Source organism: Alicycliphilus denitrificans K601, from assembly GCF_000204645.1.
GTDB classification, from domain to species: domain Bacteria; phylum Pseudomonadota; class Gammaproteobacteria; order Burkholderiales; family Burkholderiaceae_C; genus Alicycliphilus; species Alicycliphilus denitrificans.
Genome location: NC_015422.1, coordinates 3,761,361 through 3,786,656 on the forward strand (window position 1 = coordinate 3,761,361; position 25,296 = coordinate 3,786,656).

Annotated in this window: 21 protein-coding genes; 10 read left to right on the forward strand and 11 right to left on the reverse strand. The window is 68.9% G+C overall.

Annotation, left to right across the window (positions count from 1 at the left end):
• Positions 1-45 precede the first annotated feature (45 nt).
• Together mfd and ALIDE2_RS17975 are read left to right on the forward strand one after the other, a co-directional pair.
• The gene (mfd, locus tag ALIDE2_RS17970) at positions 46-3,537 is read left to right on the forward strand and encodes a transcription-repair coupling factor (protein WP_013722807.1); all 3,492 of its coding nucleotides are present in this window, start codon (positions 46-48) and stop codon (positions 3,535-3,537) included.
• 6 nt (positions 3,538-3,543) lie between these two features.
• The gene (locus tag ALIDE2_RS17975; RefSeq protein ID WP_013722808.1) at positions 3,544-4,224 is read left to right on the forward strand and encodes a hypothetical protein; all 681 of its coding nucleotides are present in this window, start codon (positions 3,544-3,546) and stop codon (positions 4,222-4,224) included.
• Positions 4,225-4,390: 166 nt separating this feature from the next.
• On the opposite strand, the gene mtlD is transcribed toward ALIDE2_RS17975, so the two are convergent.
• Complete coding sequence (gene mtlD, locus ALIDE2_RS17980) at positions 4,391-6,565, reverse strand: bifunctional mannitol-1-phosphate dehydrogenase/phosphatase (RefSeq protein WP_013722809.1); 2,175 nt, start codon at positions 6,563-6,565, stop codon at positions 4,391-4,393.
• A gap of 341 nt (positions 6,566-6,906) precedes the next feature.
• On the opposite strand from mtlD, the gene serB reads away from it, so the two are divergent.
• A complete protein-coding gene (gene serB / locus ALIDE2_RS17985) occupies positions 6,907-7,626 on the forward strand; it encodes a phosphoserine phosphatase SerB (RefSeq protein ID WP_013518186.1) in 720 nt (239 codons plus the stop codon).
• 56 nt (positions 7,627-7,682) lie between these two features.
• Positions 7,683-8,426 carry a LytR/AlgR family response regulator transcription factor gene (locus ALIDE2_RS17990; protein ID WP_013518185.1) on the forward strand — a complete coding sequence of 248 codons (744 nt, stop codon included), beginning with the start codon at positions 7,683-7,685 and terminating at the stop codon, positions 8,424-8,426.
• Positions 8,427-8,525: 99 nt separating this feature from the next.
• Here the strand turns inward: ALIDE2_RS17990 and ALIDE2_RS17995 are convergent, their stop codons facing one another.
• The 5 genes from ALIDE2_RS17995 to ALIDE2_RS18015 form a co-directional block, all read right to left on the reverse strand.
• On the reverse strand, positions 8,526-9,344 hold the full coding sequence (locus ALIDE2_RS17995; protein ID WP_013518184.1) for a ZIP family metal transporter: 819 nt from the start codon (positions 9,342-9,344) through the stop codon (positions 8,526-8,528).
• Between the two features lie 110 nt (positions 9,345-9,454).
• Entirely contained in the window at positions 9,455-10,339 is an 885-nt protein-coding gene (locus tag ALIDE2_RS18000; protein ID WP_013722810.1) for a dienelactone hydrolase family protein, read from the reverse strand.
• Positions 10,340-10,424: 85 nt separating this feature from the next.
• On the reverse strand, positions 10,425-11,189 hold the full coding sequence (locus ALIDE2_RS18005; protein WP_013722811.1) for an enoyl-CoA hydratase/isomerase family protein: 765 nt from the start codon (positions 11,187-11,189) through the stop codon (positions 10,425-10,427).
• Positions 11,190-11,212: 23 nt separating this feature from the next.
• On the reverse strand, positions 11,213-12,406 hold the full coding sequence (locus ALIDE2_RS18010; RefSeq protein ID WP_013518181.1) for a CaiB/BaiF CoA transferase family protein: 1,194 nt from the start codon (positions 12,404-12,406) through the stop codon (positions 11,213-11,215).
• A gap of 27 nt (positions 12,407-12,433) precedes the next feature.
• The gene (locus ALIDE2_RS18015; RefSeq protein WP_013722812.1) at positions 12,434-13,408 is read right to left on the reverse strand and encodes a Bug family tripartite tricarboxylate transporter substrate binding protein; all 975 of its coding nucleotides are present in this window, start codon (positions 13,406-13,408) and stop codon (positions 12,434-12,436) included.
• Positions 13,409-13,542: 134 nt separating this feature from the next.
• Between ALIDE2_RS18015 and ALIDE2_RS18020 the strand changes: the two genes are divergently transcribed.
• Positions 13,543-14,538: a LysR substrate-binding domain-containing protein gene (locus ALIDE2_RS18020; RefSeq protein WP_013722813.1), complete on the forward strand. Its 996-nt coding sequence runs from the start codon at positions 13,543-13,545 to the stop codon at positions 14,536-14,538.
• Positions 14,539-14,545: 7 nt separating this feature from the next.
• On the opposite strand, the gene ALIDE2_RS18025 is transcribed toward ALIDE2_RS18020, so the two are convergent.
• Genes ALIDE2_RS18025 through ALIDE2_RS18035 form a run of 3 tightly spaced genes read right to left on the reverse strand, consistent with a single transcriptional unit; the run spans position 14,546 to position 16,906 of the window.
• Complete coding sequence (locus ALIDE2_RS18025) at positions 14,546-15,070, reverse strand: carboxymuconolactone decarboxylase family protein (protein ID WP_013518178.1); 525 nt, start codon at positions 15,068-15,070, stop codon at positions 14,546-14,548.
• Between the two features lie 19 nt (positions 15,071-15,089).
• Complete coding sequence (locus tag ALIDE2_RS18030; RefSeq protein WP_013518177.1) at positions 15,090-16,058, reverse strand: Bug family tripartite tricarboxylate transporter substrate binding protein; 969 nt, start codon at positions 16,056-16,058, stop codon at positions 15,090-15,092.
• Between the two features lie 32 nt (positions 16,059-16,090).
• Positions 16,091-16,906, reverse strand: coding sequence for an SDR family NAD(P)-dependent oxidoreductase (locus tag ALIDE2_RS18035; RefSeq protein ID WP_013518176.1), 816 nt, complete (start codon positions 16,904-16,906; stop codon positions 16,091-16,093).
• Positions 16,907-16,982: 76 nt separating this feature from the next.
• Here ALIDE2_RS18035 and ALIDE2_RS18040 point away from each other — a divergent pair, with 76 nt between their 5' ends.
• On the forward strand, positions 16,983-17,912 hold the full coding sequence (locus ALIDE2_RS18040; RefSeq protein ID WP_013722814.1) for a LysR family transcriptional regulator: 930 nt from the start codon (positions 16,983-16,985) through the stop codon (positions 17,910-17,912).
• Between the two features lie 16 nt (positions 17,913-17,928).
• On the opposite strand, the gene polA is transcribed toward ALIDE2_RS18040, so the two are convergent.
• Positions 17,929-20,694: a DNA polymerase I gene (gene polA / locus ALIDE2_RS18045; protein WP_013722815.1), complete on the reverse strand. Its 2,766-nt coding sequence runs from the start codon at positions 20,692-20,694 to the stop codon at positions 17,929-17,931.
• A gap of 81 nt (positions 20,695-20,775) precedes the next feature.
• Between polA and ALIDE2_RS18050 the strand changes: the two genes are divergently transcribed.
• From ALIDE2_RS18050 to ALIDE2_RS18065, 4 genes are all read left to right on the forward strand, one after another.
• Complete coding sequence (locus ALIDE2_RS18050; RefSeq protein ID WP_013722816.1) at positions 20,776-21,198, forward strand: hypothetical protein; 423 nt, start codon at positions 20,776-20,778, stop codon at positions 21,196-21,198.
• Positions 21,199-21,229: 31 nt separating this feature from the next.
• Positions 21,230-21,595, forward strand: a complete 366-nt coding sequence (locus ALIDE2_RS18055; protein ID WP_013518172.1) for a hypothetical protein — start codon at positions 21,230-21,232, stop codon at positions 21,593-21,595.
• Between the two features lie 77 nt (positions 21,596-21,672).
• Entirely contained in the window at positions 21,673-22,623 is a 951-nt protein-coding gene (locus tag ALIDE2_RS18060) for a homoserine kinase (RefSeq protein WP_013518171.1), read from the forward strand.
• 46 nt (positions 22,624-22,669) lie between these two features.
• Complete coding sequence (locus ALIDE2_RS18065) at positions 22,670-23,491, forward strand: BPSS1780 family membrane protein (protein WP_013518170.1); 822 nt, start codon at positions 22,670-22,672, stop codon at positions 23,489-23,491.
• A 12-nt stretch (positions 23,492-23,503) separates the two neighbouring features.
• Here ALIDE2_RS18065 and ALIDE2_RS18070 read toward each other — a convergent pair whose 3' ends face one another.
• Positions 23,504-25,120 carry a GGDEF domain-containing protein gene (locus ALIDE2_RS18070; protein ID WP_013722817.1) on the reverse strand — a complete coding sequence of 539 codons (1,617 nt, stop codon included), beginning with the start codon at positions 25,118-25,120 and terminating at the stop codon, positions 23,504-23,506.
• Between the last annotated feature and the right edge of the window lie 176 nt (positions 25,121-25,296).

The following is a 25,296-nucleotide window of genomic DNA, read 5'->3' on the forward strand; positions in this document are numbered from 1 at the left end:
GAGCAGCCCGCGCGCGCCGCGCCCCCGCCTCTCGGCACCACCCGCATGCAGCTCCCCAAACTCTCCCCCGCCAAACGATTCACCTTGCCCCGCCCCGTGGGCAGCAGCGACGCACTGCTGCTGGCCCGCCTGGGGCTGCAGCAGAAGGCCGAGGGCCGCACCACGGCCATCGTCACGGCCGATGCCGGCGACGCGCAGCGGCTCATCGACGAGATCGCCTTCTTTGCCCCCGATCTGCGCTGCGCCCTGTTCCCCGACTGGGAGACCCTGCCCTACGACAGCTTCTCGCCGCACCAGGACCTGATCAGCGAGCGCCTGGCGACGCTGTGGCGCATCTCCCAGAAGGACAGGGACACGGGCGCCGACGTGGTGCTGGTGCCCGCCACCACGGCCCTGTACCGCCTGGCCCCGCCCTCGTTCCTGGCGGGCTACACCTTCCACTTCAAGACCGGGCAGCGGCTCGACGAGGCCAGGCTGCGCGCCCAGCTCACGCTCGCGGGCTACCAGCATGTGTCGCAGGTCGTCAGCCATGGCGAGTACGCGGTGCGCGGCGGCCTCATCGATCTGTTCCCCATGGGCTCGCCGCAGCCCTACCGGGTGGACCTGTTCGACGACGAGATCGACTCGATACGCACCTTCGACCCCGACAGCCAGCGCAGCCTGTACCCCGTGCCCGAGGTGCGCCTGCTGCCCGGGCGCGAGTTCCCCATGGACGAGGCGGCGCGCGCCAAGTTCCGCCAGCGCTGGCGCGAGCTGCTGGAGGGCGACCCCACGCGCAGCCGCATCTACAAGGACATGGGCAACGGCGTGGCCACCGCCGGCATCGAGTACTACCTGCCGCTGTTCTTCGACGAGACGGCCACCGTGTTCGACTACCTCGGCGCCGATGCCACCGTGGTGCTGCACGGCGACCTGGAGGGTGTGTTCCAGCGCTTCTGGCAGGACACGCGCGAGCGCTACCGCCTGATCCAGGGCGACCCGGACCACCCCGTGCTGCCGCCCGAGGCGCTGTTCCTCTCGGCCGACCAGTTCTACGGCCAGGCCAAGCCCCACGCCCAGTTGTCGCTGCGCCCGGGCGTGGAGGACGTGCAGGACAACGCCCAGTTCCAGAAGCTGCCCGACCTGTCCGTGGTGCGCGGCGCCGACGACCCGCTCGCCAGGCTCCAGGCCCACATACGCGCCACGCCGCAGCGCGTGCTGCTGCTGGCCGAGAGCGACGGCAGGCGCGAGAGCCTGCTGGATTTCCTGCGCGCCTCGGGGCTGAACCCGCCCGCGTTCGACTCGCTGGCCGAGTTCCAGTCCACGCCCGAGGAGCGCGTGGGCATCGCCACGGCGGCGCTGGCCACGGGCTTCGCCTGGGTCGAGGAAGGCCTGGACCTCGTCACCGAGACCGAGCTCTTCGCCGCCGCCCCCACCACGCGCCGGCGCAAGAAGCAGGAGCAGGCCAGCGACGTGGAGGCGCTGATCAAGGACCTGTCGGAGCTCAAGGTGGGCGATCCCGTGGTGCACAACCAGCACGGCATAGGCCGCTACCGCGGCCTGGTCCACATGGACTTAGGAAGCAAGAACCCCGACGGCACGCCGGCCCTGCAAGAGTTTTTGCATCTGGAATACGCCGACAAGGCCGTGCTCTACGTGCCCGTGAGCCAGCTGCAGCTCATCGGCCGCTACACGGGCGTGTCGGCCGACGAGGCGCCGCTGCACAAGCTGGGCAGCGGCCAGTGGGAGAAGGCCAAGCGCAAGGCCGCCGAGCAGGTGCGCGACGCGGCGGCCGAGCTGCTCAACATCTACGCCCGGCGCGCGGCGCGCCAGGGCCACGCCTTCCGCTACTCGCCGCAGGACTACGAACAGTTCGTCGCCGACTTCGGCTTCGAGGAAACGGCCGACCAGAACGCCGCCATCCACGCCGTGGTGCAGGACATGATCAGCCCGCGCCCCATGGACCGCCTGGTCTGCGGCGACGTGGGCTTCGGCAAGACCGAGGTCGCCCTGCGCGCCTGCTTCGTCGCCGTGACGGGCGGCAAGCAGGTGGCCTTCCTCGCGCCCACCACGCTGCTGGCCGAGCAGCACTACCGCACGCTGTGCGACCGCTTCGCCAAATGGCCCGTGAAGGTGGCCGAGGTCTCACGCTTCCGCTCGGGCAAGGAGATCACCGCGGCAGTCAAAGGCATCGCCGACGGCACGGTGGACATCGTCGTAGGCACGCACAAGCTGCTTTCCGAATCGACCAAGTTCAAGAACCTGGGCCTGCTCATCATCGACGAGGAACACCGCTTCGGCGTGCGCCACAAGGAGGCCATGAAGCAGCTACGCGCCGAGGTTGACGTGCTCACGCTCACGGCCACGCCCATTCCGCGCACCATGGGCATGGCGCTGGAGGGCCTGCGCGACCTGTCCGTGATCGCCACCGCGCCGCAGCGCCGCCTGGCCATCAAGACCTTCGTGAGGAGCGAGGGCACGGGCGTGATCCGCGAGGCCGTACTGCGCGAATTGAAGCGCGGCGGCCAGTGCTACTTCCTGCACAACGAGGTCGAGACCATAGAGAACCGCCGGCAGAAGCTGGAGGAAATACTGCCCGAGGCGCGCATCGCCGTGGCCCACGGCCAGATGCCCGAGCGCGAGCTGGAGAAGGTGATGCGCGACTTCGTGGCCCAGCGCTACAACATCCTGCTGTGCTCGACCATCATCGAGACCGGCATCGACGTGCCCAGCGCCAACACCATCCTCATCAGCCGCGCCGACAAGTTCGGCCTGGCCCAGCTGCACCAGTTGCGCGGGCGCGTGGGCCGCAGCCACCACCAAGCCTACGCCTACCTGATGGTGCCCGACCTGGACGGCCTGACCAAGCAGGCCCAGCAGCGCCTGGACGCCATCCAGCAGATGGAGGAGTTGGGCAGCGGCTTCTACCTCGCCATGCACGACCTGGAGATCCGCGGCGCAGGCGAGGTGTTGGGCGAGAACCAGAGCGGCAACATGCTGGAGGTGGGCTTCCAGCTCTACAACGAGATGCTGGCCGAGGCCGTGCGCTGCCTCAAGGCCGGCAAGGAGCCCGACCTGCTCGCGCCCATGCAGGCCGCCACCGACATCAACCTGCATGCGCCCGCGCTGCTGCCCGACGACTACTGCGGCGACGTGCACCTGCGCCTGTCGTTCTACAAGAAGCTGGCCACAGCGCGCACCAGCGACCAGATCGACACGCTGCTCGAAGAGATCGTGGACCGCTTCGGCAAGCTGCCGCCCCAGGCGCAGACCCTCATCGACGTGCACCGCCTGCGCGTGCTCTCCGCGCCCTACGGCGTGATCAAGGTGGATGCGGCCCCGGGCATCATCAACATCACCTTCAAGCCCCGGCCCCCCGTGGACCCGATGGCCATCATCGGGCTCATCCAGAAGAACAAGCACATCAAGCTCGCGGGCAACGAAAAACTGCGCATAGAACGCGCGCTGCCCGATCCGGCGGCGCGCGCGCAGATGGTGCGCGACGTGCTGCGCAGCCTGGGCCAGCCGCTGGCCGAAACGGCAACCGTGCCGGCCTGACGCGCCATGCTCCTCGAAGCCGCCCTCGCCCTGCTGGCCCTCGCCGCCGCCATGGCCGCGCGGCCCTGGCGCCTGCTGGCCAGCCGCAAGCCGCTGGCGCACGAGGCGCACGGCGCGCCCTCCGCGCTGTGGACGCCGCTGCTGGCCACCCTGGCCATCCTGCCCTGGGCCTGGGCGCTGCCCACGCTGCACCGCATGCCGCTGCAACTGCAATGGTCGGGCGCCTGCCTGGTGCTGCTCATGCTGGGCTGGCCCCTGGCCGTGCCCGTGCTGCTGGCCGTGGGGGCGATCGCCGCGCTGGTCTCGCCCGGACTGTCCTGGGCCGACGCCCTGGGCCTGGCCGTGTGGCAGGGCGTGGTGCCGGCCACGCTGGCGCTGCTGCTGGGCGCGCTGCTGCGGCGCGGCGCCGGCACGCACGCGCTGGGCGGCGTGCGCCCCTTCGTCTACGTGCTGGGCCGGGCCTTCCTGGGCACGGCGGCATGCGTGTTCGTGGCCGGCTCACTGTCGCAATGGGCCGGCCATACGCTGCCGGGCGTGGGCGAGCAGCTGTCGCTCGTGGCGCGCTGGCTCATGGCCTGGGGCGACGCCGTGGTCACCGGCATGCTGTGCGCGGTGTTCGTGGCCTTCAAGCCCGAGTGGCTGGCCACCTGGTCGGACAGGCTGTATTTGCATGACAAAAAGCCTTGAAGCGCCGCCCACAAAGCGTATAAAGCTACTATTTTTATAGCTATTTCTGCATATGGGATATCAGTGGCGCTTTCTGCCTCAAGGCTCTCCCCGTGCAAATTGCATTCGCCAACCGGTGCGAATGGAGTGAGCGCGGCCCGAGGGAAACAGGGGCCGCGCATGGCGCTCAGCCCACGCCGGCCTCGGCGGCCGACTCCCAGCAGTAGTCCAGCCCCCCGGCCTGCAGCCCGTCGAAAGGCAACTGCACGGCGGCCAACAGCGCGGCGTCGGCCACAGGGTCCAGACCGTCGAACGGCGCGCCATGGTATTCACCGCGCCAGGCCAGCACATCCTGCAGCGCCTCGCGCCGGGCGTACAGCGCGCGAATCGTCCGGCATTCGTCCTCCTCGGCCGCCGGCGGGTGGTGCAGCGCGTAGTGCACGGCCAGCGCCGCGCCAAAGGCCAGTGCCGGCGCGGCCACGCCCTGCGCGGCGGCCATGGCCAGGCTGCCCAGCACGCGCTCGCCGCGCTGCAGCTTGCGCAGCGGGTCGCGCCCCACGCGCTCGCACGGGTCCTTGAAGGCATGTGCGCAGCGGTTGCGGAAGGTGGCGATGAACTCGGCCAGCCGCGTGCGCAGCTCCGGGAACTGCGCCGCCAGCGCGGGTGCCAGCTCCGCGTCGAGCAACTGGTCCATCAGCGCCTGCACGCGCGCATCGCCCATGGCGTGGCCGATGCTGGGATAGCCCAGCAGCGCCGCATACCAGGCCACGATGGCGTGCGTGCCATTCCACAGCCGGTTCTTCAGCAGCTGGATGACCGCGATGTCGGCCACCGTGTCGATCTGGCGCAGGTGCTCCAGCAGGTCGCTGCCCTGCTGCACGTACAGCGGCATGTCGGTCTCGCTATTGAACAGGATCAGGTGCAGCGGCGCCAGCGCGCTGGCAGGCTCGCCCGCATCGCGCAGCGTGCTCACATGCGGGGCTACCACCTCGGCCGTGTCGCCCGGCAGCGCCTCGGCCCAGTCGCCGACATGGGGCGACGATTCACGCACGGCCACCACGTTCTTCTTGTACAGCTCGCTCTTGATGCGCAGCTGGCGCACCAGCGCGTCCTCCGTCAGCTTGGAGACGATGCGCGTGACTACGGTCTCGCTGAAACTCGTGCGCTCCAGGATCCGCTGGCAGACCTTGGACGCCACCCGCTGCAAAAGCGCCGCCTCCACCTGCGCGCGCACGAACTCGGCACCGCCCACCTTGTTGAGCACGACCAGCACCGTCAGCTCCCGCCCGTGCGCGGCAAAGCGCTCGGCCAGCCCCTGCGCGATCACGCCCGCCTGCGCGGCCACGGCCTGCTCTGGCACGCACAGCGCGACGATCTCGCAGTCGCGGTACATGCCGGCCACGGCATCCGTGTCGGCGGCGTCGATCACGCGCAGCTGCTCGATGGTCTGGTCGAACGCCAGGCTGCCGTAGCGCACGCTGAACTTGCCGAACGCGTCGATGGCCTCGCGCAGCAGCGCATTGCCCGTGGAGGCGATGATTTCGCAGGGCCGCGTATAGCCGTCCCAGTGCGAGAACACCTGCGCCAGATACCCGCCGCCCATGGCCCCGAAGCCGTGGATGCCGGCCTTGAGCAGGTTCACGGCCTGCGGAAACGGCTCGGTCACGGCGGGCATGGACATCTTGGGCGTGCAGGCCGCCAGATCCTGCAGAAACTCGCTCAGGCCGCCGTAGACCCCGAAGGCGCGCCGCGCCACGGCAGGCGGCGGCATCTGGATGTCTTCGACCAGGATCACCACACCGCCCGCATCGGCGGCCGAGCGCACGCCGTTTTCCGAGTCCTCGAACATCAGGCATTGCGCGGGCTGGCTGTTCAGCGCCTCGGCCGCGCGCACGAAAATCTCGGGGTGCGGCTTGCCCTGCACCACCTCGTCGCCGCACACGCACAGGTCGAAGTACTTGTAGATGTTGGCGTTGATCAGGTATTCCTCGGCAATGGCGCGGCGGCTGGACGTGGCCACGGCCATCTTCAGGCCCGACTTGCGCAGCCGCTCCAGCACGGGCAGCAGGCCCGGCTTGATGGGCACGCCCTGCGTGCGCACATGCGCCAGCTCCAGCTCGTCGGCCCGGCGACGGATGGCGGCATACGGAAAGTCCTGCCCGTAGTGCTGTTTGGCAAGCGCTTCGGCCTTGGTCGCGCTCAGACCCAGTGAACCCAGGAGCACGGGCTCGGTGAAAGGCTTGCCAAACAGTTCTTCAGAGGCTTGGGACAGGGTCTGGAACCGCAGGCGTTCGGTGTCGAACATGGTTCCATCCATGTCAAAGATGGCGGTATCGATCGTCTTACCCTGGAATTGAAGCATCGAGTTCCTTTGTCAAATTTGCTGCATCGCAAAAAAATTTTAGCGGTCGACGTAGCAAAAGTTGGCTTTTTTCATAATTTATCTGGCTATTTGCAGCATTTGCATGCATCTGGAAAATGCTGTATTTGGAGCCACCCCCTGGCGCCGAGGCCCGGCGCATACGGCCTGGCGCCATTCGGCGGGGCCACGCCCTGCCCGCGCCACCGCAGCGCGGCACATGACCCGCAGCACGCGGCCCGCGCGGCCCCGCCCGTAGAATCCCTTTGCAACCACTCCCATAGCGTCCCGCCCACGCGGCGGGGCCCTCGCTGGCGCCCCACCCCTTTCCTGACACGCCTTTTATGACCACCTCCCTTGCACCCGGCATCAACGTCCAGGGCACGCTGCCATCCACCCGCCTGGCCGACTACAAGTTGATCGCCTTCGACATGGACTCCACGCTGATCAACATCGAGTGCGTGGACGAGATCGCCGACTTCGTCGGCTGCAAGGCCGAGGTGGCTGCCATCACCGAGGCCGCCATGCAGGGCGTGATCACCGATTTCAAGGAAAGCCTGCGCCGACGCGTGGCGCTGCTCAAGGGCGTGACCATGGCCGACCTGGAACGCGTCTACAGCGAACGCCTGCGCATCAACCCCGGCGCCGCCGAGCTGGTGCGCTCCTGCCAGGCGGCGGGGCTCAAGACCCTGCTGGTCTCGGGCGGCTTCACCTTCTTTGCGCACCGCGTGCGCGAGCAGCTCGGCATCGACTTCGTGCGCGCCAACGTGCTGGAGGTGCGCAGCAGCACCAACTGCGGCGAGCTCACGGGCCGCATGGTGGACCAGGCCTGGGGCGACATCTGCGACGGCCTTGAAAAGCGCCGCACCATGCTCGAAGTCGCCTCGCTGCTGGGCATAGAGCCCGAGCAGTGCATCGCCATGGGCGACGGCGCCAACGACCTGCCCATGATGGGCGCGGCCGGCCTGTCCGTGGCCTACCACGCCAAGCCCGCCGTGCGCGCCCAGGCCCAGGTGGCCATCAACCAGGGTGGATTGGACCGCCTGCTGGAAGTATTGAAATGAGGCAGGCGGGGCCGGGCCGCCACGGCCTCAGGCACCGCAGATAGCCGCCGATACGCATGCGCATCCTCATCGTGGACGACGAAGCCCTGGCGCGCAGCCGCCTGCGCACCCTGCTGGGCGACTGCGATGCGCGCCACCAGGTGATGGAGGCCGCGCACGCCGGCGAGGCGCTGGCCCGGCTCGGCATCAGCGGCGGCCGCGCCGTGGACCTGGTGCTGCTCGACATCCACATGCCGGGCCAGGACGGCCTGGCCCTGGCGCACCAGATCCAGGGCCTACCGCACCCGCCGGCCATCGTGTTCGTCACCGCGCATGCGGACCACGCGCTGTCCGCCTTCGAGCTCGACGCGGTGGACTACCTCACCAAGCCCGTGCGCCTGCAGCGCCTGCAGCAGGCGCTGGCGAAGGTCCAGCGCACCCTGGGCCAGGGCGCGCCCGCGCAGGCGGTGCAGCCGGCCGAGGGCGAGGCGCTGCTGATCCAGGAGCGCGGCCGCACCGAGCGCGTGCCGCTGGCCGAGGTGCTGTACCTGCGCGCCGAGCAAAAGTACGTGACCGTGCGCACCGCCACGCGCAGCTTCGTCGTGGACGACGCGCTGTCGGAGCTGGAGGCCCGCCACGCCGCGCATTTCCTGCGCGTGCATCGCAGCACGCTCGTGGCCCGCCGCGCCATGCGCGCGCTGGAGAGGCATTACGACGCGGACGAGGGTGAAGGCTGGGCCGTGCGCCTGCACGGGCTCACCGAGCCCCTGCCCGTCTCGCGCCGCCAGGTGGCCGCGGTGCGCGAAGCGCTGGCCGGGTAAAGCGGATCAAGCCCGCCTTCGCGCCGCTTGGCACCTGCCCGCGGCACATGCAACTGGCGCGCCCCAAGCGAGCCGACGCCGCGCGAGGGCCGTTTCACGCTAATGCGTATGGGCAAGGCCGCTGACCAGGGTCACGGCCACGATGCCTGCCGCCAGCCAGGCGATCTGGGCCAGCGTCTGCGCGGCCGAGAGGCGCTTTTGCAGCTGCGGAATCAGGTCGGCCAGGGCCACGTAGACGAAGCTGCTGGAGGCAATGGCCAGAAAATACGGCAGCGCCCCCTCCCACAGCCCCACCAGGTAGTAGCCCACCAGACCACCCAGCGCCGTCACGGCCCCGGCCAGCGACACCTTGAGCAGGGCCGCGCTGCGGTGGCGGCTGCTGTTGCGCAGCACCACCAGGTCGCCGATGTGGTGCGGCACCTCGTGCGCCAGCACCGACAGCGCGGCCACCACGCCCAGGCGCATGTCCGCGACGAAGGCCGAGGCGATCAGCACCCCGTCGCCAAAGCAGTGCACGCTGTCGCCCGTGAGCAGGGACCAGCCGCCATGCCCATGGTGATGGTGGCCGTGGTGGTGGTCGTGCGCCGCATGGCCATGGGCGGGGCCATGGATGTGCCGCTCGGCCGCGCTGTGCTCGTGGCCGTGGTGCCACAGCTCGGCCTTGTCCAGCAGGAAGAAGAACACCAGCCCCAGCAGCAGGACGGTGAACAGGTCGTGGGCATCGGCCGGCCCCTCGAAGGCCTCGGGCAGCAGATGCATGAAGGCCGTGGCCAGCAGCGCGCCGGCCGCCAGGCTCAGCAGATGCTGCGGGCCCACGCGCCAGCGCCCCCCCAGCCCCGCGCGCAGCAAGGCCGCCGCGATCCACACACTGCCGATGCCTGCGGCCAGGGTGGCCAGAATGATTGCTATCAATGTCATAGCTACTTGCGCTTATCCAACCTGCCAAAACGCCACTTTTTTCATAAAAAACAGAAACCGGACGTCATCAAAAAAAGCCCCGAAGGGCTTGCGCTGCCGCGGCGACTGGCTCACGCCACGCCATGCCGCTTGAACCAGGCCAGCATGCGGCTCCAGCCATCCTGCGCGGCCTCCTTGCGGTAGCTCGGGCGGTAGTCGGCGTGGAAGGCGTGCGGCGCGTCCGGGTAGACAACGAACTCCGACGCCTTCGCGGCGGGCGACCCCGCACCAAGAGCGGCTTTCATCTTATCAACCGTGTCAAGCGGTATGCCGCCATCTTTTTCACCATACAGGCCCAGCACCGGCGCCTTGAGGATGGGCGCGACATCCGCCGGCTGCTTCGGGGTCAGCGCGCTGGCCTGCCCCACCAGCCGCCCGTACCAGGCCACGCCCGCCTTCACCGGCCCATGCTCCGCGTACAGCCAGGTGATGCGCCCGCCCCAGCAGAAGCCGGTGATGGCGATCTTCCGCAGGTCGCCGCCATGGGCCCCCGCCCATTGCACAGCGCCGTCCAGGTCGGCTATGACCTGGGCGTCGGGCACCTTGGCGATGATCTCGCTCATGAGCTTGGCCACCTCGCCGTAGGCCCCGGGGTCGCCCTGGCGCGCAAACAGCTCGGGCGCAATCGCCAGATAGCCCGCGTGCGCCAGGCGCCGGCAGATGTCGGCGATGTACGCGTGCACCCCGAAGATCTCAGAGACCACCAGCACCACGGGCAGGCCCGACCTGCCCTGCGGCGCGGCCCGGTAGGCATGCACCCGGGCGCCATCGACGGTGAAACTCACCGCCCCCGCCGAGAGCCCGTCGGCGGGCGTGGCGATCGCCTGCTGCGCCATCACGGGCGCGGCGGCTGCGGCGTAGCCTGCGCCCAGCATCAGTTGCAGGGCGGAACGCCGGCTGGCGCCCTGGACAGGCACGAGGGCGTCGAAGTCTTGCCGGAGGTCGCCATGCAGCATGGAAGTGCTCCTGTAACGGGGTTGGGGCCGGCAAGTGTAGTGTTCCTTCCCGCGCCGCATGCCCCGGGGCGCGGGCTGCCGCCTCTCACCACATGGGCTTGCGCTTCTCGACGAAGGCCGCGATGCCCTCCCTGGCGGCGTCGGTCAGCGCCACGTTGCAAAAGCTGTCGGCCGCGGCCGCCACCGCCTGGCGATAGCCGTTGTCATTGGCCAGCATGAAGGCGTTGCGGCCGAAGCGCACCACATCGGGCGACTTGCCGCACAGCGTCTGTGCCAGCGCGCGCGCGCCTTCGAGCGCCTTGCCGGGCTCGGTGAGGCGCGAGATCAGGCCCAGCGACTGCGCCTCCTGCGCGTCGAACGCGCGCCCGGTGAACAGCAGCTCGAACGCGCGGTGCCTGCCGACGATGCGCGGCAGATGGGTGAAGTGGATGGAAGGCAGCACGCCGGCATCGATCTCGGGGTAGCCGAAAGTCGCGTCCGACGACGCGACGACCATATCGCAGGAAATGGCAATCGTCATGCCGCCGCCGCGCGCGGTGCCCCCCACGGCAGCGATCGTGGGCTTGCCCATCCGGAACTGCACCTCGGTCATGCGCACGTACAGCAGGTCGAGCAGCGCGCGCACCTTCTGGTGCGCGCCGGTGTGCACGGCGGTCAGGTCCAGGCCCGCCGAGAAGCGGCCCGGCACCTGGCTGCCGATGATGACGGCACGCACCTCGGGATCATGCGACGCGCGCTCCAACGCCTCCAGGAAATCGCCCAGCAGGGCTTGCGTCAAGGCATTGACCGGCGGGTTGTTGAACAGGATTTCCGCAACCCGGTCATTCACTTCGTAGCTGAACAAAGACATTTCACTTCCTCCATTTCGTCATATCAATGGGACACGGCCGCGACCGCGCCCTGCTGCTGCAGCCGTGCAATCCGCTGCGCGTCATAGCCGAGCTCGCGCAGGATCTCTCGCGTGTGCTCGCCCAGCAGGGGCGCCGGGCGCGAGGCGGTGCGCGGCTGGTGCCGGAACTGTGCCGGATGGCCGATGTTTCGCACCCGCCCGAGCACGGGATGCTCCGTCTCGGCCATGATGGCGCGGGCCTGCACCTGCGGGTGGGCCAGGGCCTGGCCCAGCGTATGGATGGGCGAGCAGGGGACGCTGGCCTGCTCCAGGCAGACCAGCCACTGCGCCACCGTCCTGCGCTTCATCACGGGTTCGAGCAGCGCAACCACCTTCCCGTGGTTGGCCACGCGCAGGGCGTTGGTCGCGAAATCCGGATGATCGACCCAGTCCTGCAGCCCCGCCACGGCGCAAAAGCGCCGCCACTGCGCGTCGTTGCCCGCGCCCAGCATGATGGCGCCATCCGCTGCGTCGAACGCCTGATAGGGCACCATCGAGGGGTGGGCCGTGCCCATGGGCCTGGGGTTGGCGCCGGTCTGCCAATAGCTTTGCGCCATATAGGTCATGAAGCCCAGGGCGGTGTCGAGCAGCGACACCTCCAGGTACACGCCCTTGCCCGTGCGGCCGCGCTCGACCACCGCCGCCAGCACCCCGCTGAGCGCGTTCATCGCCGTGCCGATGTCCACGGGCGAAAAACTCGCGCGCGCATACTCCCCCCCGGGCTGGCCCATGGTGCTGAGCATGCCGCTGAAGGCCTGCAGCATCACGTCGTAGCCGGGGGCGTTGCCCAGGGGGCCGTTGCGCCCGTAGCCCGATATTTCGCAGTAGATCAGCCGGTCGTTCAGGGCGGACAGGGTCTCATGGTCCACCCCCAGCTTTTTCGCCGTGCCGCCGCCAAAGCCCTGCAGCACGATGTCGGCGCCCTCGACCAGGCGGTGGACGATTTCCCGGCCCTCCTGCGACTTCAGGTCCACCGCGATGCTGCGCTTGTTGTGGTTGACGGCGACGAAGACCGCCGACTGCCCCTGCGCCTGCGGCAGCCAGCGGCGCGTGTCGTCGCCGCCCACGGTCTCCACCTTGACCACATCGGCACCGTACTCGCCCAGGTACTGGCCGCACAGCGGCCCGGCCAGCACCTTGGTCAGATCGACCACCTTCATCCCCTGCAGCGGCTGCATGTGTTTCTCCTGCACTGCGCGCCTGGATCATTCCGCCTTGATGCCGATGGACAGCGCGGCATCGCGCCACCTCTTGGTCTCGCTGGCAAAAAAGGCATCGAGCTGCTCGGGCGCGACGTGCAGGTTCTCCACGCCGCGCGCCGCCACGCCTTGTTTGTATTCGGGGTCCTGCACCGCCCTGGATATCGCCTGGCGCAGCGCGGAGACGATCTCGGGCGGCGTCCTGGCCGGAACCTGCAGCGCCAGCCAGAAGTTCACGTCCACCCCGCCATGGCCGAGCTCCTTGAGCGTGGGCACGTCGGGCAGCAGCGCCGAGCGCTGGGGCGAGGTGATCGCCAGCGCCACCAGCTTGCCGGCCTTCACGTTCGCGATCGCGGTCGTCATGCTGTCGAACATGAAATCAATGCGCCCGGCCAGCATGTCCTTGGCCGCGTCGCCGCTGCCCTTATAGGCAATGGGCTCGGCTGCGACCTGGGTCGTCTTCTCGAACAGCATGCCGTAGAAATGCGGCGAGCTGCCCGGCCCGAAGGTCGCGAAATTCAACTGCACGTTCTTCTGCCTGCCCTTGGCGACGAGTTCAGCAATGGTCTTGATGCCCGACGACGGGTGGACGACCAGCACGTTGGGCAGCGCCCCCGTGATGCCCACCGGCACCAGGTCGCGCGAGGGGTTGAAATCCTGGTCCGGGTACATCAGCGGGTTGACGGCCTGCATGGCGATCGTCGTATGCACCAGCGTCAGGCCGTCGGGCTTGGACGCCATGACCTGCTTGGCGCCGATATTGCCGCTGGCGCCCGGGCGGTTGTCGATGATGACCTGCGCGCCCATCTCGCGCCCCAGCGGCCGGGCCAGCAGGCGGGCAATGAAGTCCGACGGCCCGCCTGCGGCAAAAGGCACGACCAGCGTCGCTGTTTTTCCTGCGCCCGATTGCGCTGCCGCCTGCAAAGGCAGGGTTGCGGCCAGGACTGCGGCCACCCAAGCCCTGCGCGTCAACTGATGCATAGCCATCTCCTTGAAAAATATCTCGCGAATCGCGATGGCGGCAGTCTGTGATGCCGGCAGGTATTTGACAAAGACCAGTTTCGTATCCCGCGCATAATGAAAAAATATGGGTAGCACGCTCTTTCCCGACAGCCATGCGACTTGACCTTCGCGCCCTGCGCAGCTTTGTCGCGGTCGCGTCGGCCGGATCGATTTCGTCGGCGGCGCACAGCCTGCACATCGCCCAGCCCGCGCTGAGCGTGCAGATCAAGCAACTGGAAGAGCAGCTGGGCGCGGCGCTGTTCGACCGCCATCCGCGCGGCGTGGTGCTGACGGCCGTCGGCGAGCGCCTGCTGGGCCATGCGGTGGAAATCCTGCGGCGGGTGGACGTGGCCTACGACGACGTGCGCCAGGCGGTCGATCAGCCCAGCGGCCGGGTCGCCATCGCGCTGCCGCAGTCGGTGGCCAAGTTCGTGACGGTGCCGCTGGTCCAGGCCGTGGTGCGCCAGTGGCCCCAGATCCACCTGCAAATGGTGGAAATGAGCTCGGGCTACATCCCGCAGCAGCTGCTGCACGGCCTGGTCGACATCGGCATGACCTTCGGCACGGAAGACGACGCGCGCATGCGCTTCATGCATGTGCTGCAGGAGGAGCTGGCGTTCGTCACCACGGCGCAGCAGCTGGCGCGGCACCGCGGCGGCCCGGACGGCGACGCGACCCACATGACCCTGCACGACGCGGCGCGGTTTCCGATGGTGCTGCCCACCACGACGCAAAGCCTGCGCCGCGTGCTCGACGCCTACATGGCCAAGGCCGGCGTCGCGCCCCGCATCGTGGTGGAGGTGAACACCATCCACGAAATTCTGGCCCTGGTGGCCGCGGGCATCGGCTCGACGATCCTGTCGTTCGCCGCCGTCCACGACATGCTGGCCGCCCGGCAGCTGCTGGCGTTGCCCGTCGGCCGCCCGGCGATGTCCCGCTCCATCTATGCCTGCCGCTCGGCCACCCTGCCCATGTCGATCGCGGCGACCAAGGTGCACGAGCAACTGCTCGCCACCATCGTCTCGCTCTCGTCCAGCCAGCGCTGGCCGCGGTCCACGGTGATTGCGGCCCTGTCGCAAGGCGACGGCCGCGTCGCGCCATCGGGCTGAAACAGGGTCAGCGCGCGTCGTGCGAGTGGATCTGCAGCGCCTCCAGGAAGCGCGAGACCATGTTGTAGGCCGCCACCGTGGCCGTCAGCTCCACCAGGCGCGGCGGCTCGAAGTGCGCGGCGACAGAGGCGAAGACCTCGTCGCTCACCTGCACCTGCCGCGTCATCGCGTCGGTGTAGGCCAGCACGGCGCGCTCGCGCGCGTCGAACAGGGGACAGCCCTGCCACTCCTTAAGAGCGTCCAGCTTGTCCTGCGACACGCCCTCGCGCAGCGCGATGGGCGCGTGCTGGTCCGCTTCGTAGGGCGCATGGTTGAGCAGCGCCACGCGCATGATGACCAGCTCACGCACGTCGCCCGGCAGGCTGGACTTCTGCCGGATGGCCGTAAGGTAGTTGAGCCAGCCCTCGGCCACCGGCGCGCTGTGCAGCAGCATCTGGTAGAGGTGCAGGATGCTGCCGCGCTCGGCGACGATGCGGTCGGCCAGCGGACGCACGGCGGCGCTGGTGCAGTCGGCGTAGGGAATACGGGCCATGGTGCTCCTTGGTTGGAAATCAGTCGGCGGTGACGATTTTTCGTGCCACCAGATCCGCCATCACGTCCGAATCCTTGCGCACGCGCGCGGCAAAGTCCTCGGGGCTGCCATTCACGATGTCGAACGCGCTGTCGCCGAAGCGCCTGGCGACCTGCGGATCATGCATCACGTCGTGCACGGCCTTGATGATCTTGCCGCGCACATCCGCGGGCATGCCGGGCGGCGCCACCAGGCCGATCCAGGTGGGAAACTCGAAGCCGGGGATGAACTCATTGACCGCCGGCACGTCGGGCAGTTGCGCCGAGCGCCTGGGCGAGCTCACCGCGATCGCACGGATCTTGCCGGACTTGATGTGCGGCAGCATGACCGACAGGCCCGCGAAGGCGTAGTCGATGTGCCCGCCCAGCAGGTCGGTGAGCAGCGGCGCGGCGCCCTTGTAGGGCACATGCTCGGTCTTGAGGCCCTTGGCGAGGGACAGCTGCGCACTGTTCACATGGCCCGCCGAGGCCGTGCCCGCCGAGCCGTAGGAGCTCTTGGGGTGAGCCTGGAGGTACGCCACCAGTTCGCCGAAGTTCTTCGCCGGCACGTCGTTGCGCGTGACCAGGATCTGCGGCGTGGTGACCAGCAGGCTCAGGTAGTCGAAGCTCTTGAAGGTGTCGAACGGCAGGTTCTTGACGATGTGGTGGTTCACCGCCTGCGAGTCCAGCGCCAGCATCAGCGTGTAGCCGTCGGGCCTGGCGCGGTGCAGTTCGCCCGCGCCCACCGATCCGCTGGCGCCGGGCTTGTTGTCGATCACGATGGGCTGCCCGAGCGCCTCGCCCAGCCGGTTGCCGATGATGCGCGCCGTCTGGTCCACCGCGCCGCCGGGCGCGAACGGAACGATCAGGCGGATGGACTGGCTCGGATACCCCTGCGCCCAGGCAGAGGGCAGCACGCTGCAGGCAAGGGCCGCGCCAGCGCAGGCCAGCCAGATACGGCGATGGATCATGGTGTTGTCTCCTTTCATGGTTCTTTTGAAAACTAGCGCGTGGCGGCGATGAGGCCGCCGTCCACCACGATCTCCGTGCCCGTCACGTAGCGGCTCTCGTCCGCCACGAGGAACAGCACGGCGTGGGCGGTATCCCAGCCCGTGCCCATGCGCTTCATGGGCACCTGGTTGTTGCGGTGGTCGATGAAGCCCTGCGTGTCGCCCTTGGCGTACTTCGCGGCCAGCCCCTCGATCAGCGGCGTGTGCATCAGGCCGGGCACCACGCAGTTCAGGCGGATGCCCTCGGCCGCGTGGATCACCGCCGTGGTGTGCGTGAAGTGCAGCAGCCCCGCCTTGGCCGCCGCGTAGGCCACCTGCGGCTTGCCGATGTAGCGCAGCCCGGCCACCGAGGCCACGTTCACGATCGCCCCGCCGCCCTGGCTGCGCATGTGCGCAATGACGTGCTTGCACGAGAGGTACGCGCTCTTGAGGTTGACCTGGATCTGCGCGTCCCACACGTCCTCGTCCATATCCACCGGGCCGCCGGGCTGCGACACGCCCACGTTGTTCACCAGGATGTCGATGCGGCCGAAACGCTCGACGCACTGCGCCACGGCGTCGGCCACCTGATCGGATCGCGTGGCGTCGCATGCCATCACCTCGCACGTGCCGCCCTCGCTGCGGACCAGGCGCGCCGTCTCCTGCGCGTGCGGCAGCGCCAGATCGGTGCCGAACACCCGCGCACCCTGCCGCGCGAGCAGCACCGCCGTGGCCCGCCCATTGCCCCAGCCGTCGGCCACCGCCCCGCAGCCCATCACCAGGGCCACCTTTCCCGTCAGATCCAGCACATCCGCCTCCTCATCGGTCATCACGACGGTGCGAATGCTAGGCAGCGGTCATATATTTTTGAAATTCTTTCTATCTATCCATTTATAAAATCAAGGAATGAATATCGCGCCCCGGCAACTCCGCATGTTCCTTGCGCTGGCGGAGTCCCTGAACTTCAGCAAGACGGCGGAGCAGCTGTTCATGACCCAGCCCTCCCTGAGCAAGGCGATCCGCGACCTGGAGGAAGCCCTGGGCCTGCCGCTGTTCGAGCGCACCACGCGCAGCGTGCAGCTCACGGCCAGCGGCAGCCGGCTTGCCGCCATCGCGCGCGCGGTGGTGGGCGAGTACGACGCTGGCCTGCAGCGCATGCTGTCGTCCGCCGAGCGCGAGGCGCGCCACATCGGCATCGCCTCGCTGCCCTCGCTGGCCCACGTGATCCTGCCGCAGGTGTGCGCGGCGCTGGAGCGGCGCTACCACCTGCCCCAGATCACCGTGCACGACTGCTCCAACGATGCGTGCATCCAGCGCCTGCTGAACTACCAGGCAGACTTCGCGCTGGCGTCCGTTGCGCCGTCGCACCCCGACCTGAAATACGAGGAAGTGCTGCGCGACCGCTTCGTGCTGCTGTCGTGCGGCCCCTGGCGGCAGCGCCTGAAGCCGACGATGCACCTGGACGACCTGGTGGACCTGCCCCTCATCAGCATGACCGACGCCAGCACGGCCATGCGCTACATCAGCGCCGCCTACCTGCAGCGCGGCGTGGAGTTCCGCCCCAAGATGCAGTTCGACCAAGTGGGCACGATCGCGGGCTTCGTGAAGAAAGGGCTGGGCATCGCCGTGCTACCCTACCTGGGCATGATGCCCATGCTCAGCCTGCGCGGGCTGCGGCTATCGGAGATCGCCGACGGGCCCGTGCGCTCCGTGGGCATCGTGACGCGCAGGGTGGGCGCGCCGACCTCCGTGGCCCTGGCGGCGATGGAAGAGGTCAAGGCCACCACGCAGGGGCTGATGAACAAGCATCCGGGCTGGATTCTTCCGCCGTCTTGAGGGCAGTCGGCGGCCCTCAATGCGCCTTGTCCCAGTCCGGCCCCACGCCCACCTCGGCCAGCAGCGGCACCTTGAGCTCGGCCACGCCCGCCATGATGCGCGGCACCTCGGCGCGCAGCCAGTTCACGTCGCCCTCGGGCAGCTCGAAGACGAGTTCGTCGTGCACCTGCATGATCATGAGCACTTCGGGCTTGGCTGCATCCAGCGCGTCCTGCACCTGGACCATGGCCTTCTTGATCAGGTCGGCCGCCGTGCCCTGCATGGGCGCGTTGATGGCGGCGCGCTCGGCCGCGCTGCGGCGCGGGCCGTTGGGGGAGTTGATCTCGGGCAGGTACAGACGCCGGCCGAACACGGTCTCGACGTAGCCGCGCGCCTTGGCCTGTGCCTTGGTGTCCTGCATGTACTGCCACACCCCGGGGTAGCGCTGGAAGTAGCGGTCGATGTAGTTCTTGGCGGCCGTGTTGTCGATGCCGAGGTTCTTCGCCAGGCCGTAGCTGCTCATGCCGTAGATCAGGCCGAAGTTGATGACCTTGGCGTAGCGGCGCTGCTCGCTCGTGACCTGGCCGAGCGCCACGCCGAACACCTCGGCCGCCGTGGCGCGGTGCACGTCCAGTCCCTCGTGGAAGGCGCGCAGCAGGGCCTCGTCGCCGCTGATGTGGGCCATGATGCGCAGCTCGATCTGGCTGTAGTCGCAGCTCGCGATCACGCGGCCCGGCGGGGCGACGAAGGCCTCGCGCACGCGCCGGCCCTCGGGCGTGCGGATGGGGATGTTCTGCAGGTTGGGGTCGTTGCTCGACAGGCGCCCGGTCACGGCCACGGCCTGGGCGTAGTGCGTGTGCACGCGGCCGGTGCGCGGGTCGGCCAGCTGGGCGAGCTTGTCGGTGTAGGTGCCCTTGAGCTTGGAGAGGCTGCGGTGCTCCAGCAGCTTGGCGGGCAGGGGATAGTCCTCGGCGAGCTTCTCCAGCACCTCCTCGTCGGTGCTGCGCGCGCCGGTCGCCGTCTTCTTGACGACGGGCATGCCGAGCTTGTCGAAGAAGATCTCGCCGAGCTGCTTGGGGCTGCCCAGATTGAAGGGCTGGCCCGCGATGTCGTAGGCCTCCTGCTCCAGCTGCAGGATGCGCTGGCCCAGCGCATGGCTCTGGGCGGCGAGCCTGTCCGCGTCGATGAGCACGCCGTTGCGCTCGATGCGGAACAGCGTCTCGCTGCACGCGATCTCCAGCGCGTAGATGCCGCGCAGCTTCTCGTCGGCCTCGAGCTGCGGCCAGAGCACGCGGTGCACGTCGAGCGTCTGGTCGGAGTCCTCGCAGGAATAGGCCGCGGCCTTGTCCACGGGCACCTGCGAGAACGGAATCTGCTTGGCGCCCTTGCCGCACAGGTCTTCGTAGCTGATGCCGGTGCGGCCCGTGTGGCGCTCGGCCAGGCTCGCGAGGCCGTGGGGCTTGTGCACCTCCAGCACGTAGCTTTGCAGCATGGTGTCGTGCACATAGCCACGCACCTCTATGCCGTGGTTGGCGAACACGTGGCGGTCGTACTTGACGTGCTGGCCCAGCTTCGGGTGCTTCGGGTCCTCCAGCCACGGCTTCAGGCGCGCCAGCACCTCGGCCAGCGGCAGCTGCGCGGGCGTGTCCGGGCCGTCGTGGGCCAGGGGGATGTAGGCGGCGGCGCCGGGCTCGACGCTGAAGGAGATGCCCACGATCTCGGCGCGCAGTTCGTCGAGCGAGGTGGTCTCGGTATCGATGGCCGCCAGCGGCGCGGCCCTCACCCGCGCCAGCCAGTCGTCGAGCTGCGCCCAGGTCAGGATGATGTCGTAGGCCACGTCGCGGTGCTGGGCCCGGGTGGCGACGGTGCTGGCATCGGGCGCGTCGAACAGGTCGCCGCTGGCGCCGGCGGGAGCGGCCTCGGGCTTGAGCGCGCGGGCCAGGCTCTTGAAGCCGTATTTTTGATAAAAATCGGCCAAATTGCCCGTCTGCTCTGCGCTAAAAGCTATCGCATCCATAGCAGGCAGGCCGGCCACATGGCCACTCAGGTCGCAGTCGGTCTTGATGGTGACGAGCTCGCGCGCCGTGGGCAGCCAGTCCAGCGCGCCGCGCAGGTTCTCGCCGGCCACGCCCTTGATGGCGCCGGCGTGGGCCACCAGCGCGTCCAGCGAGCCGTATTCCGCGAGCCACTTGGCGGCCGTCTTGGGGCCGACCTTCGGGACGCCCGGCACGTTGTCCACGGCGTCGCCCACCAGGGCCTGGAAGTCCACCATCAGCGCGGGCGGCACGCCGAACTCGGCCGTCACGCCGGCCACGTCGCGCCGCTTGCCGTTCATGGTGTCGATGATGGTGACGTGCTCGTCCACGAGCTGGCTCAGGTCCTTGTCGCCGCTCGATATCACGACCCGCATGCCCTGGCCGGCCGCGGCCCTGGCCAGGGTGCCTATCACGTCGTCGGCCTCCACGCCCTCGATGGCCAGCACTGGCCAGCCCAACAGCCGCACCACTTCGTGGATGGGCTCGATCTGCGCGCGCAGGTCCTCGGGCATGGGCGCGCGGTTGGCCTTGTAGTCGGGGTAGATGGCGTCGCGGAAGGTGGGGCCGCTGGCGTCGAACACGCAGGCCGCGTAGTCGGCATGCACCTCCTTCTTGAGCGCCTGCAGCATGTTGATCATGCCGCGTATCGCCCCCGTGGCCGCGCTCGTGGGGTCGCCCGGCACGGCGCGCAGGTCGGGCATGGCATGGAAGGCGCGGTAGAGGTAGCTGGAACCATCGACCAGCACCAGGGTTTTGGTGTCGCTCATGGGGCGATTGTGCACACAAGCACCGCGGGAAAATCGGCACAATCGCGTGCCTCGCCTCATTACCCGACGCTTTTTCCGCCCATGAAACACATTCTTGCGCTGCTGGCCTGCGCAGCATCCATGCCGGCCCTGGCCGATGCCGAACCCAGGAACAACGTGCCGCCCCTGCTGCAGAAGTCCGTCAAGGGCGGGGGCATCACGGCCGCGCGGTTCGACGCCGGCGTGCTGCGGGCGCAGCTCAACAAGCCCGAGGTCACCGAGCTGATGTACGGCACCTTCGTCTTCCACAACATCTGCGCCCAGCAGTGGTACGAGCCGGCGCAGTTCGCCGCCGTGGGGCTGACCCGCGTGGAGCTGTTCAACGCCGAGGGCACCCAGGGCTTCGCCTTCGACGCGCGCGGCGACACGTGCGCGGAGATGGGCAGGCTCGGCAAGAACTTCCGCAGCTTCATCGCCCGGTACACCGTGGCCTGCACGGCCGGCAACTGCCCGCCGCAGCGCTGACCGCGTGGCGCCCACGACCTACAATCGCGCCATGCGCGCCGTTCATTGCCTTCTGCTGCTGGCCATCGCCAGCGCCCCCGCCCTGGCCCAGAATTCGGGCCAAAACCAAGCTCATCCCAATACGGGCGAGCGCGGTCAGCTATTGGAAAAAGAGCAGAAAGCCGACGGCCGCCTCGAGCAGCGCGTGCAGCGCATCGTGGTCGAGGACGCCGGCAGCCGCATCGACGAGCTGCGCGTGGGCGGCCAGACGCAGAGCATCACGGTGCAGCCCAAGACCGGCACGCCCATGCCGTCCTACGAGGTGCAGTCCAACGACGGCGCGCGCGCACGGCCCGGCAACTTCAACGAATCCGACACCGTGACCGCGCCGCGCGTGTGGAACCTGCGCAAGTTCTGACCTAAAGCCCCTCCTTAGCCCCGCCGCCGACAGGCGCGCGCCCGTCCCTGCTTTTGCCGCACGCTTTTCACTGACCCATGGCCGTTTTTACCGAAGTCTCCAGCAAAGAGGCGAGCGACCTGCTGCGCCGCCTGCAACTGGGCGAGCTGCTCGCGCTGCGCGGCATCGAGGGCGGCATAGAGAACACCAACTACTTCGTCACCAGCGAGCAGGGCGAATACGTGCTCACGCTGTTCGAGCGCCTGACGTTCGAGCAGCTGCCCTTCTACCTGCACCTGATGAAGCACCTGGCGCACGCCGGCATTCCCGTGCCCGACCCGCAGGCCGACATGCACGGCGAGATCCTGCACACCGTGGCCGGCAAGCCCGCGGCGCTGGCCACCAAGCTGCGCGGCAAGAGCCAGCTGGCCCCGCAGGCGGCGCACTGCGCGGCCGTCGGCACGCTGCTGGCGCGCATGCACCTGGCCGCGCGCGACTACGAGCGCCAGCAGCCCAACCTGCGCGGCCTGCCCTGGTGGAACGAGACCGTCCCCGTGGTGCTGCCGCACGTCGGCCCCGGGCAGGCGGCCCTGCTGCAGTCGGAGCTCGCCTACCAGAACCACGTGGCGGCCGGCAGCGGCTACGCGGCGCTGCCGCGCGGCCCCATCCATGCCGACCTGTTCCGCGACAACGTGATGTTCGAGGGGACCGAGCTCACGGGCTGCTTCGACTTCTATTTCGCCGGCGTGGACACTTGGCTGTTCGACTTGGCCGTGTGCCTGAACGACTGGTGCATAGACCTGCCCACGGGCCGCCACGACGGCGAACGCACCGCCGCCATGCTGGCCGCCTACCAGGCCGTGCGCCCCCTGACCGCCGCCGAGCGCGAGCTGCTGCCCGCCATGCTGCGCGCCGGCGCGCTGCGCTTCTGGATATCGCGCCTGTGGGACTTCCACCTGCCGCGCCAGGCCAGCATGCTCAAGCCCCACGACCCCGCGCATTTCGAGCGCGTGCTGCGCGAGCGCGTGCGGCACCCCGTACATCCTTGACGCACCTGCCTGCCGGAGCCGCCCTCTGGGGTAGAGTCGCCACACCATGAAACTGCACATCGTCCCCGCACGCACGGGCCTCGAATGGGTGCGCCAGGGCATCACCGTGTTCTGGCGCCAGCCCATGGCGCTGGCCGCGCTGTTCTTCATGACCATGGCCGCCATGTCGCTGGCCACCATGCTGCCGCTGGTCGGCCCTGCAGTGGCGCTCTCCCTGCTGCCCTCGGCCACCCTGGCCATGATGGTGGCCGCGGCCGAGGCCAGCCAGGGCCGCACGCCCACGCCCGCCCTGCTGCTGGTGGCCTTTCGCACGGGCAGGCAGCGCCTGCAGGCCATGATGACCCTGGGCGCGTTCTATGCCTTGGGTTTTCTGGCGGTGATGGCGCTGTCGGCGCTCATCGACGGCGGCCAGTTCGCTCGCGTGTACCTGGGCGGCGAGCCGCTCACGCGCGAGGTGGCCGAAGCCGGAGACTTCCAGGCCGCCATGTGGCTGTCGCTGCTGCTGTACGTGCCGCTGTCGCTGCTGTTCTGGCATGCGCCCGGCCTGGTGCACTGGCACAACGTGGCGCCCGTGAAGGCGCTGTTCTTCAGCATCGTGGCCTGCTGGCGCAACTTCGGCGCCTTCACCGTGTACGGCCTGTCGTGGATGGGCGTGTTCCTCGGCGCGGGCCTGGCCATGAGCCTGCTGGTCACGCTGCTGGCCGTGGTGGGCATGGGAGCAGGCATGGCCAGCAGCATCATGGTGGCCACGGCCATGATGCTCGCCGCCATGTTCCTGACCTCGGTGGTGTTCACCTTCCGCGACAGCTTCGAGCCGCCGCAGCAGGCCGGCCCCGAGAGCAGCGACGAGCCTCCGCTGACCAGCTGACCACGCCAGCCGTCAGAGCACCACGGCGTGGATCCGGTCGCGCCCGGCATGCTTGGCCGCGTAGAGCTGGGTATCGGCCTGGGCCAGCAGCTGCTGCAAAGCGGCGCTCGTGCCTGAAGCGGTGGCGATGCCGATGCTCAGCGTCAGCCGCGGGATGGCGGCCAGCGCATTGGGCAAACCCAGCTCGGCGACGCCCTGGCGGATGCGCTCGGCCACCTTGAGCGCGTCCTCGGCGGCGGTGTCGGGGAGCAGGCAGACGAACTCCTCGCCCCCATAGCGCGCCACCAGGTCGGTGGGCCGGCCCACCGCGGTCTTGAGCACCCGGGCGATGGCGCGCAGGTAGTCGTCGCCCATGGCGTGCCCGTAGTGGTCGTTGACGCACTTGAAGTGGTCCACGTCCACCATCAGCAGGCTCAGCGGCGCGCCCGTGCGCTGCTGGCGTGCCTGCTCGCGGCGCAGGGCGTGATCGAACTCGCGGCGGTTGGCCAGCCCGGTCAGGCCGTCGGTCTGGCTCTGCCGCTCCAGCTCCTGGTTGGCCGCCTGCAGGGCCTGCTGCTGCCGGCGTATCTGGCTGTTGCTGCGCTCCAGCAAGCGCACCAGCCGGCGGTACCTGCGCAAGGACAGGTAGAGCACCAGCGCCAGCACCACGGCCGACACGCTGGCCACCTGCAGGAAGATGCGCTGGCCGCGCTGCGCCACATAGCGCTCGATGAACTGGCGCTCGCCCTCCTCGTGCACGGCGATGGACTCGGTCACGTCCATGGCGGCCAGGTAGCGGTCGAACGCCGCCACGACGCGCTCATGCTGCGGCGTGGGGCTGAAGTAGAACCGGTAGGCGCGGGGGTTGCCGTACAGGGTGAGCACGTCCTCCAGGTCGAAGTACTCGTGCAGGTAGCGCTTCTCGGCAAAGATGCTCTTGTTGAACACGGCCACGTCGATGCTGCCGTCGCGCAGGGCCAGGAACAGGCCCGCGCTGCTGGTCTCGTCGAAGCTGAAGAGCTGGTGCGGCGGCACGATCTCCTTGAGCGTGGGCTCCAGCGCCACGCCGCGCACCACGCCGACGCGGTATTGCGCCAGATCGACGATGTCGCGTATCGGCAGGCGCCACCCCTTGCGGGCGATGACGGCGTAGTAGCTCTCGTAATAGGGCAGCGTGAACAGGCCGCGCTGCGCTCGCTCGCTCTGCAGGCTCAGCGGTATGAAAACGTCGGCCGCGCCCTCCTGCACCTGCAGGATCTTCTGGGCGACCGTTTGGTCCCGCCCCGGTATGAGCTCGTAGCGCAGCCCCAGCCTTGCGGCGATGAAGCACCACACATCGACGCTGATGCCAGTGTAGGTGCGCCTTTGCTCGTCGTAGCGCGACATCGGCGGGGCATCGGCCGACAGCACGCGCAGCGGCGCCATGGCGCGGAAATAGGCCAGGTCTTCGGCGCTGAACTCCACGGGCCGTGTCAGGCGCACATGCTGCCCTCCCTCGCAGGCCGCGGCCTGCGCCAGCGGCGCGATGCACCAGGCACACAGGGCCACGCACAGCGCGCGCCACAGATGGCCAAGGCCGCGCGAACCGATGTGCCGCCACAGTGCATGGCCGGACCACCGCTTCTCGCCCATCAGGGGCTCACCTGCCATGGAGGGACAACTCGCCAGAATCATAAAAATTTGTAGCAAGCCGCTGAATACTAGGGCCGCCTGGGCGCATACAAAGATTGTGCCATCGCCAGGGCCGGCGGGGCTGGTGCGAAGCGCCGCGCGGCGGATCCGTGGCGCGCCCGTCACACGCATGTCATGCGCCCGTCACGCCGCCG

Coding starts and splice junctions, on each gene's coding strand:
- mfd (WP_013722807.1), top strand. CDS start 46: ATGCAGCTCCCCAAACTCTCCCCCGCCAAACGATTCACCTTGCCCCGC.
- ALIDE2_RS17975 (WP_013722808.1), top strand. CDS start 3,544: ATGCTCCTCGAAGCCGCCCTCGCCCTGCTGGCCCTCGCCGCCGCCATG.
- mtlD (WP_013722809.1), bottom strand. CDS start 6,565: ATGCTTCAATTCCAGGGTAAGACGATCGATACCGCCATCTTTGACATG.
- serB (WP_013518186.1), top strand. CDS start 6,907: ATGACCACCTCCCTTGCACCCGGCATCAACGTCCAGGGCACGCTGCCA.
- ALIDE2_RS17990 (WP_013518185.1), top strand. CDS start 7,683: ATGCGCATCCTCATCGTGGACGACGAAGCCCTGGCGCGCAGCCGCCTG.
- ALIDE2_RS17995 (WP_013518184.1), bottom strand. CDS start 9,344: ATGACATTGATAGCAATCATTCTGGCCACCCTGGCCGCAGGCATCGGC.
- ALIDE2_RS18000 (WP_013722810.1), bottom strand. CDS start 10,339: ATGCTGCATGGCGACCTCCGGCAAGACTTCGACGCCCTCGTGCCTGTC.
- ALIDE2_RS18005 (WP_013722811.1), bottom strand. CDS start 11,189: ATGTCTTTGTTCAGCTACGAAGTGAATGACCGGGTTGCGGAAATCCTG.
- ALIDE2_RS18010 (WP_013518181.1), bottom strand. CDS start 12,406: ATGCAGCCGCTGCAGGGGATGAAGGTGGTCGATCTGACCAAGGTGCTG.
- ALIDE2_RS18015 (WP_013722812.1), bottom strand. CDS start 13,408: ATGCATCAGTTGACGCGCAGGGCTTGGGTGGCCGCAGTCCTGGCCGCA.
- ALIDE2_RS18020 (WP_013722813.1), top strand. CDS start 13,543: ATGCGACTTGACCTTCGCGCCCTGCGCAGCTTTGTCGCGGTCGCGTCG.
- ALIDE2_RS18025 (WP_013518178.1), bottom strand. CDS start 15,070: ATGGCCCGTATTCCCTACGCCGACTGCACCAGCGCCGCCGTGCGTCCG.
- ALIDE2_RS18030 (WP_013518177.1), bottom strand. CDS start 16,058: ATGATCCATCGCCGTATCTGGCTGGCCTGCGCTGGCGCGGCCCTTGCC.
- ALIDE2_RS18035 (WP_013518176.1), bottom strand. CDS start 16,906: ATGACCGATGAGGAGGCGGATGTGCTGGATCTGACGGGAAAGGTGGCC.
- ALIDE2_RS18040 (WP_013722814.1), top strand. CDS start 16,983: ATGAATATCGCGCCCCGGCAACTCCGCATGTTCCTTGCGCTGGCGGAG.
- polA (WP_013722815.1), bottom strand. CDS start 20,694: ATGAGCGACACCAAAACCCTGGTGCTGGTCGATGGTTCCAGCTACCTC.
- ALIDE2_RS18050 (WP_013722816.1), top strand. CDS start 20,776: ATGAAACACATTCTTGCGCTGCTGGCCTGCGCAGCATCCATGCCGGCC.
- ALIDE2_RS18055 (WP_013518172.1), top strand. CDS start 21,230: ATGCGCGCCGTTCATTGCCTTCTGCTGCTGGCCATCGCCAGCGCCCCC.
- ALIDE2_RS18060 (WP_013518171.1), top strand. CDS start 21,673: ATGGCCGTTTTTACCGAAGTCTCCAGCAAAGAGGCGAGCGACCTGCTG.
- ALIDE2_RS18065 (WP_013518170.1), top strand. CDS start 22,670: ATGAAACTGCACATCGTCCCCGCACGCACGGGCCTCGAATGGGTGCGC.
- ALIDE2_RS18070 (WP_013722817.1), bottom strand. CDS start 25,120: ATGGCAGGTGAGCCCCTGATGGGCGAGAAGCGGTGGTCCGGCCATGCA.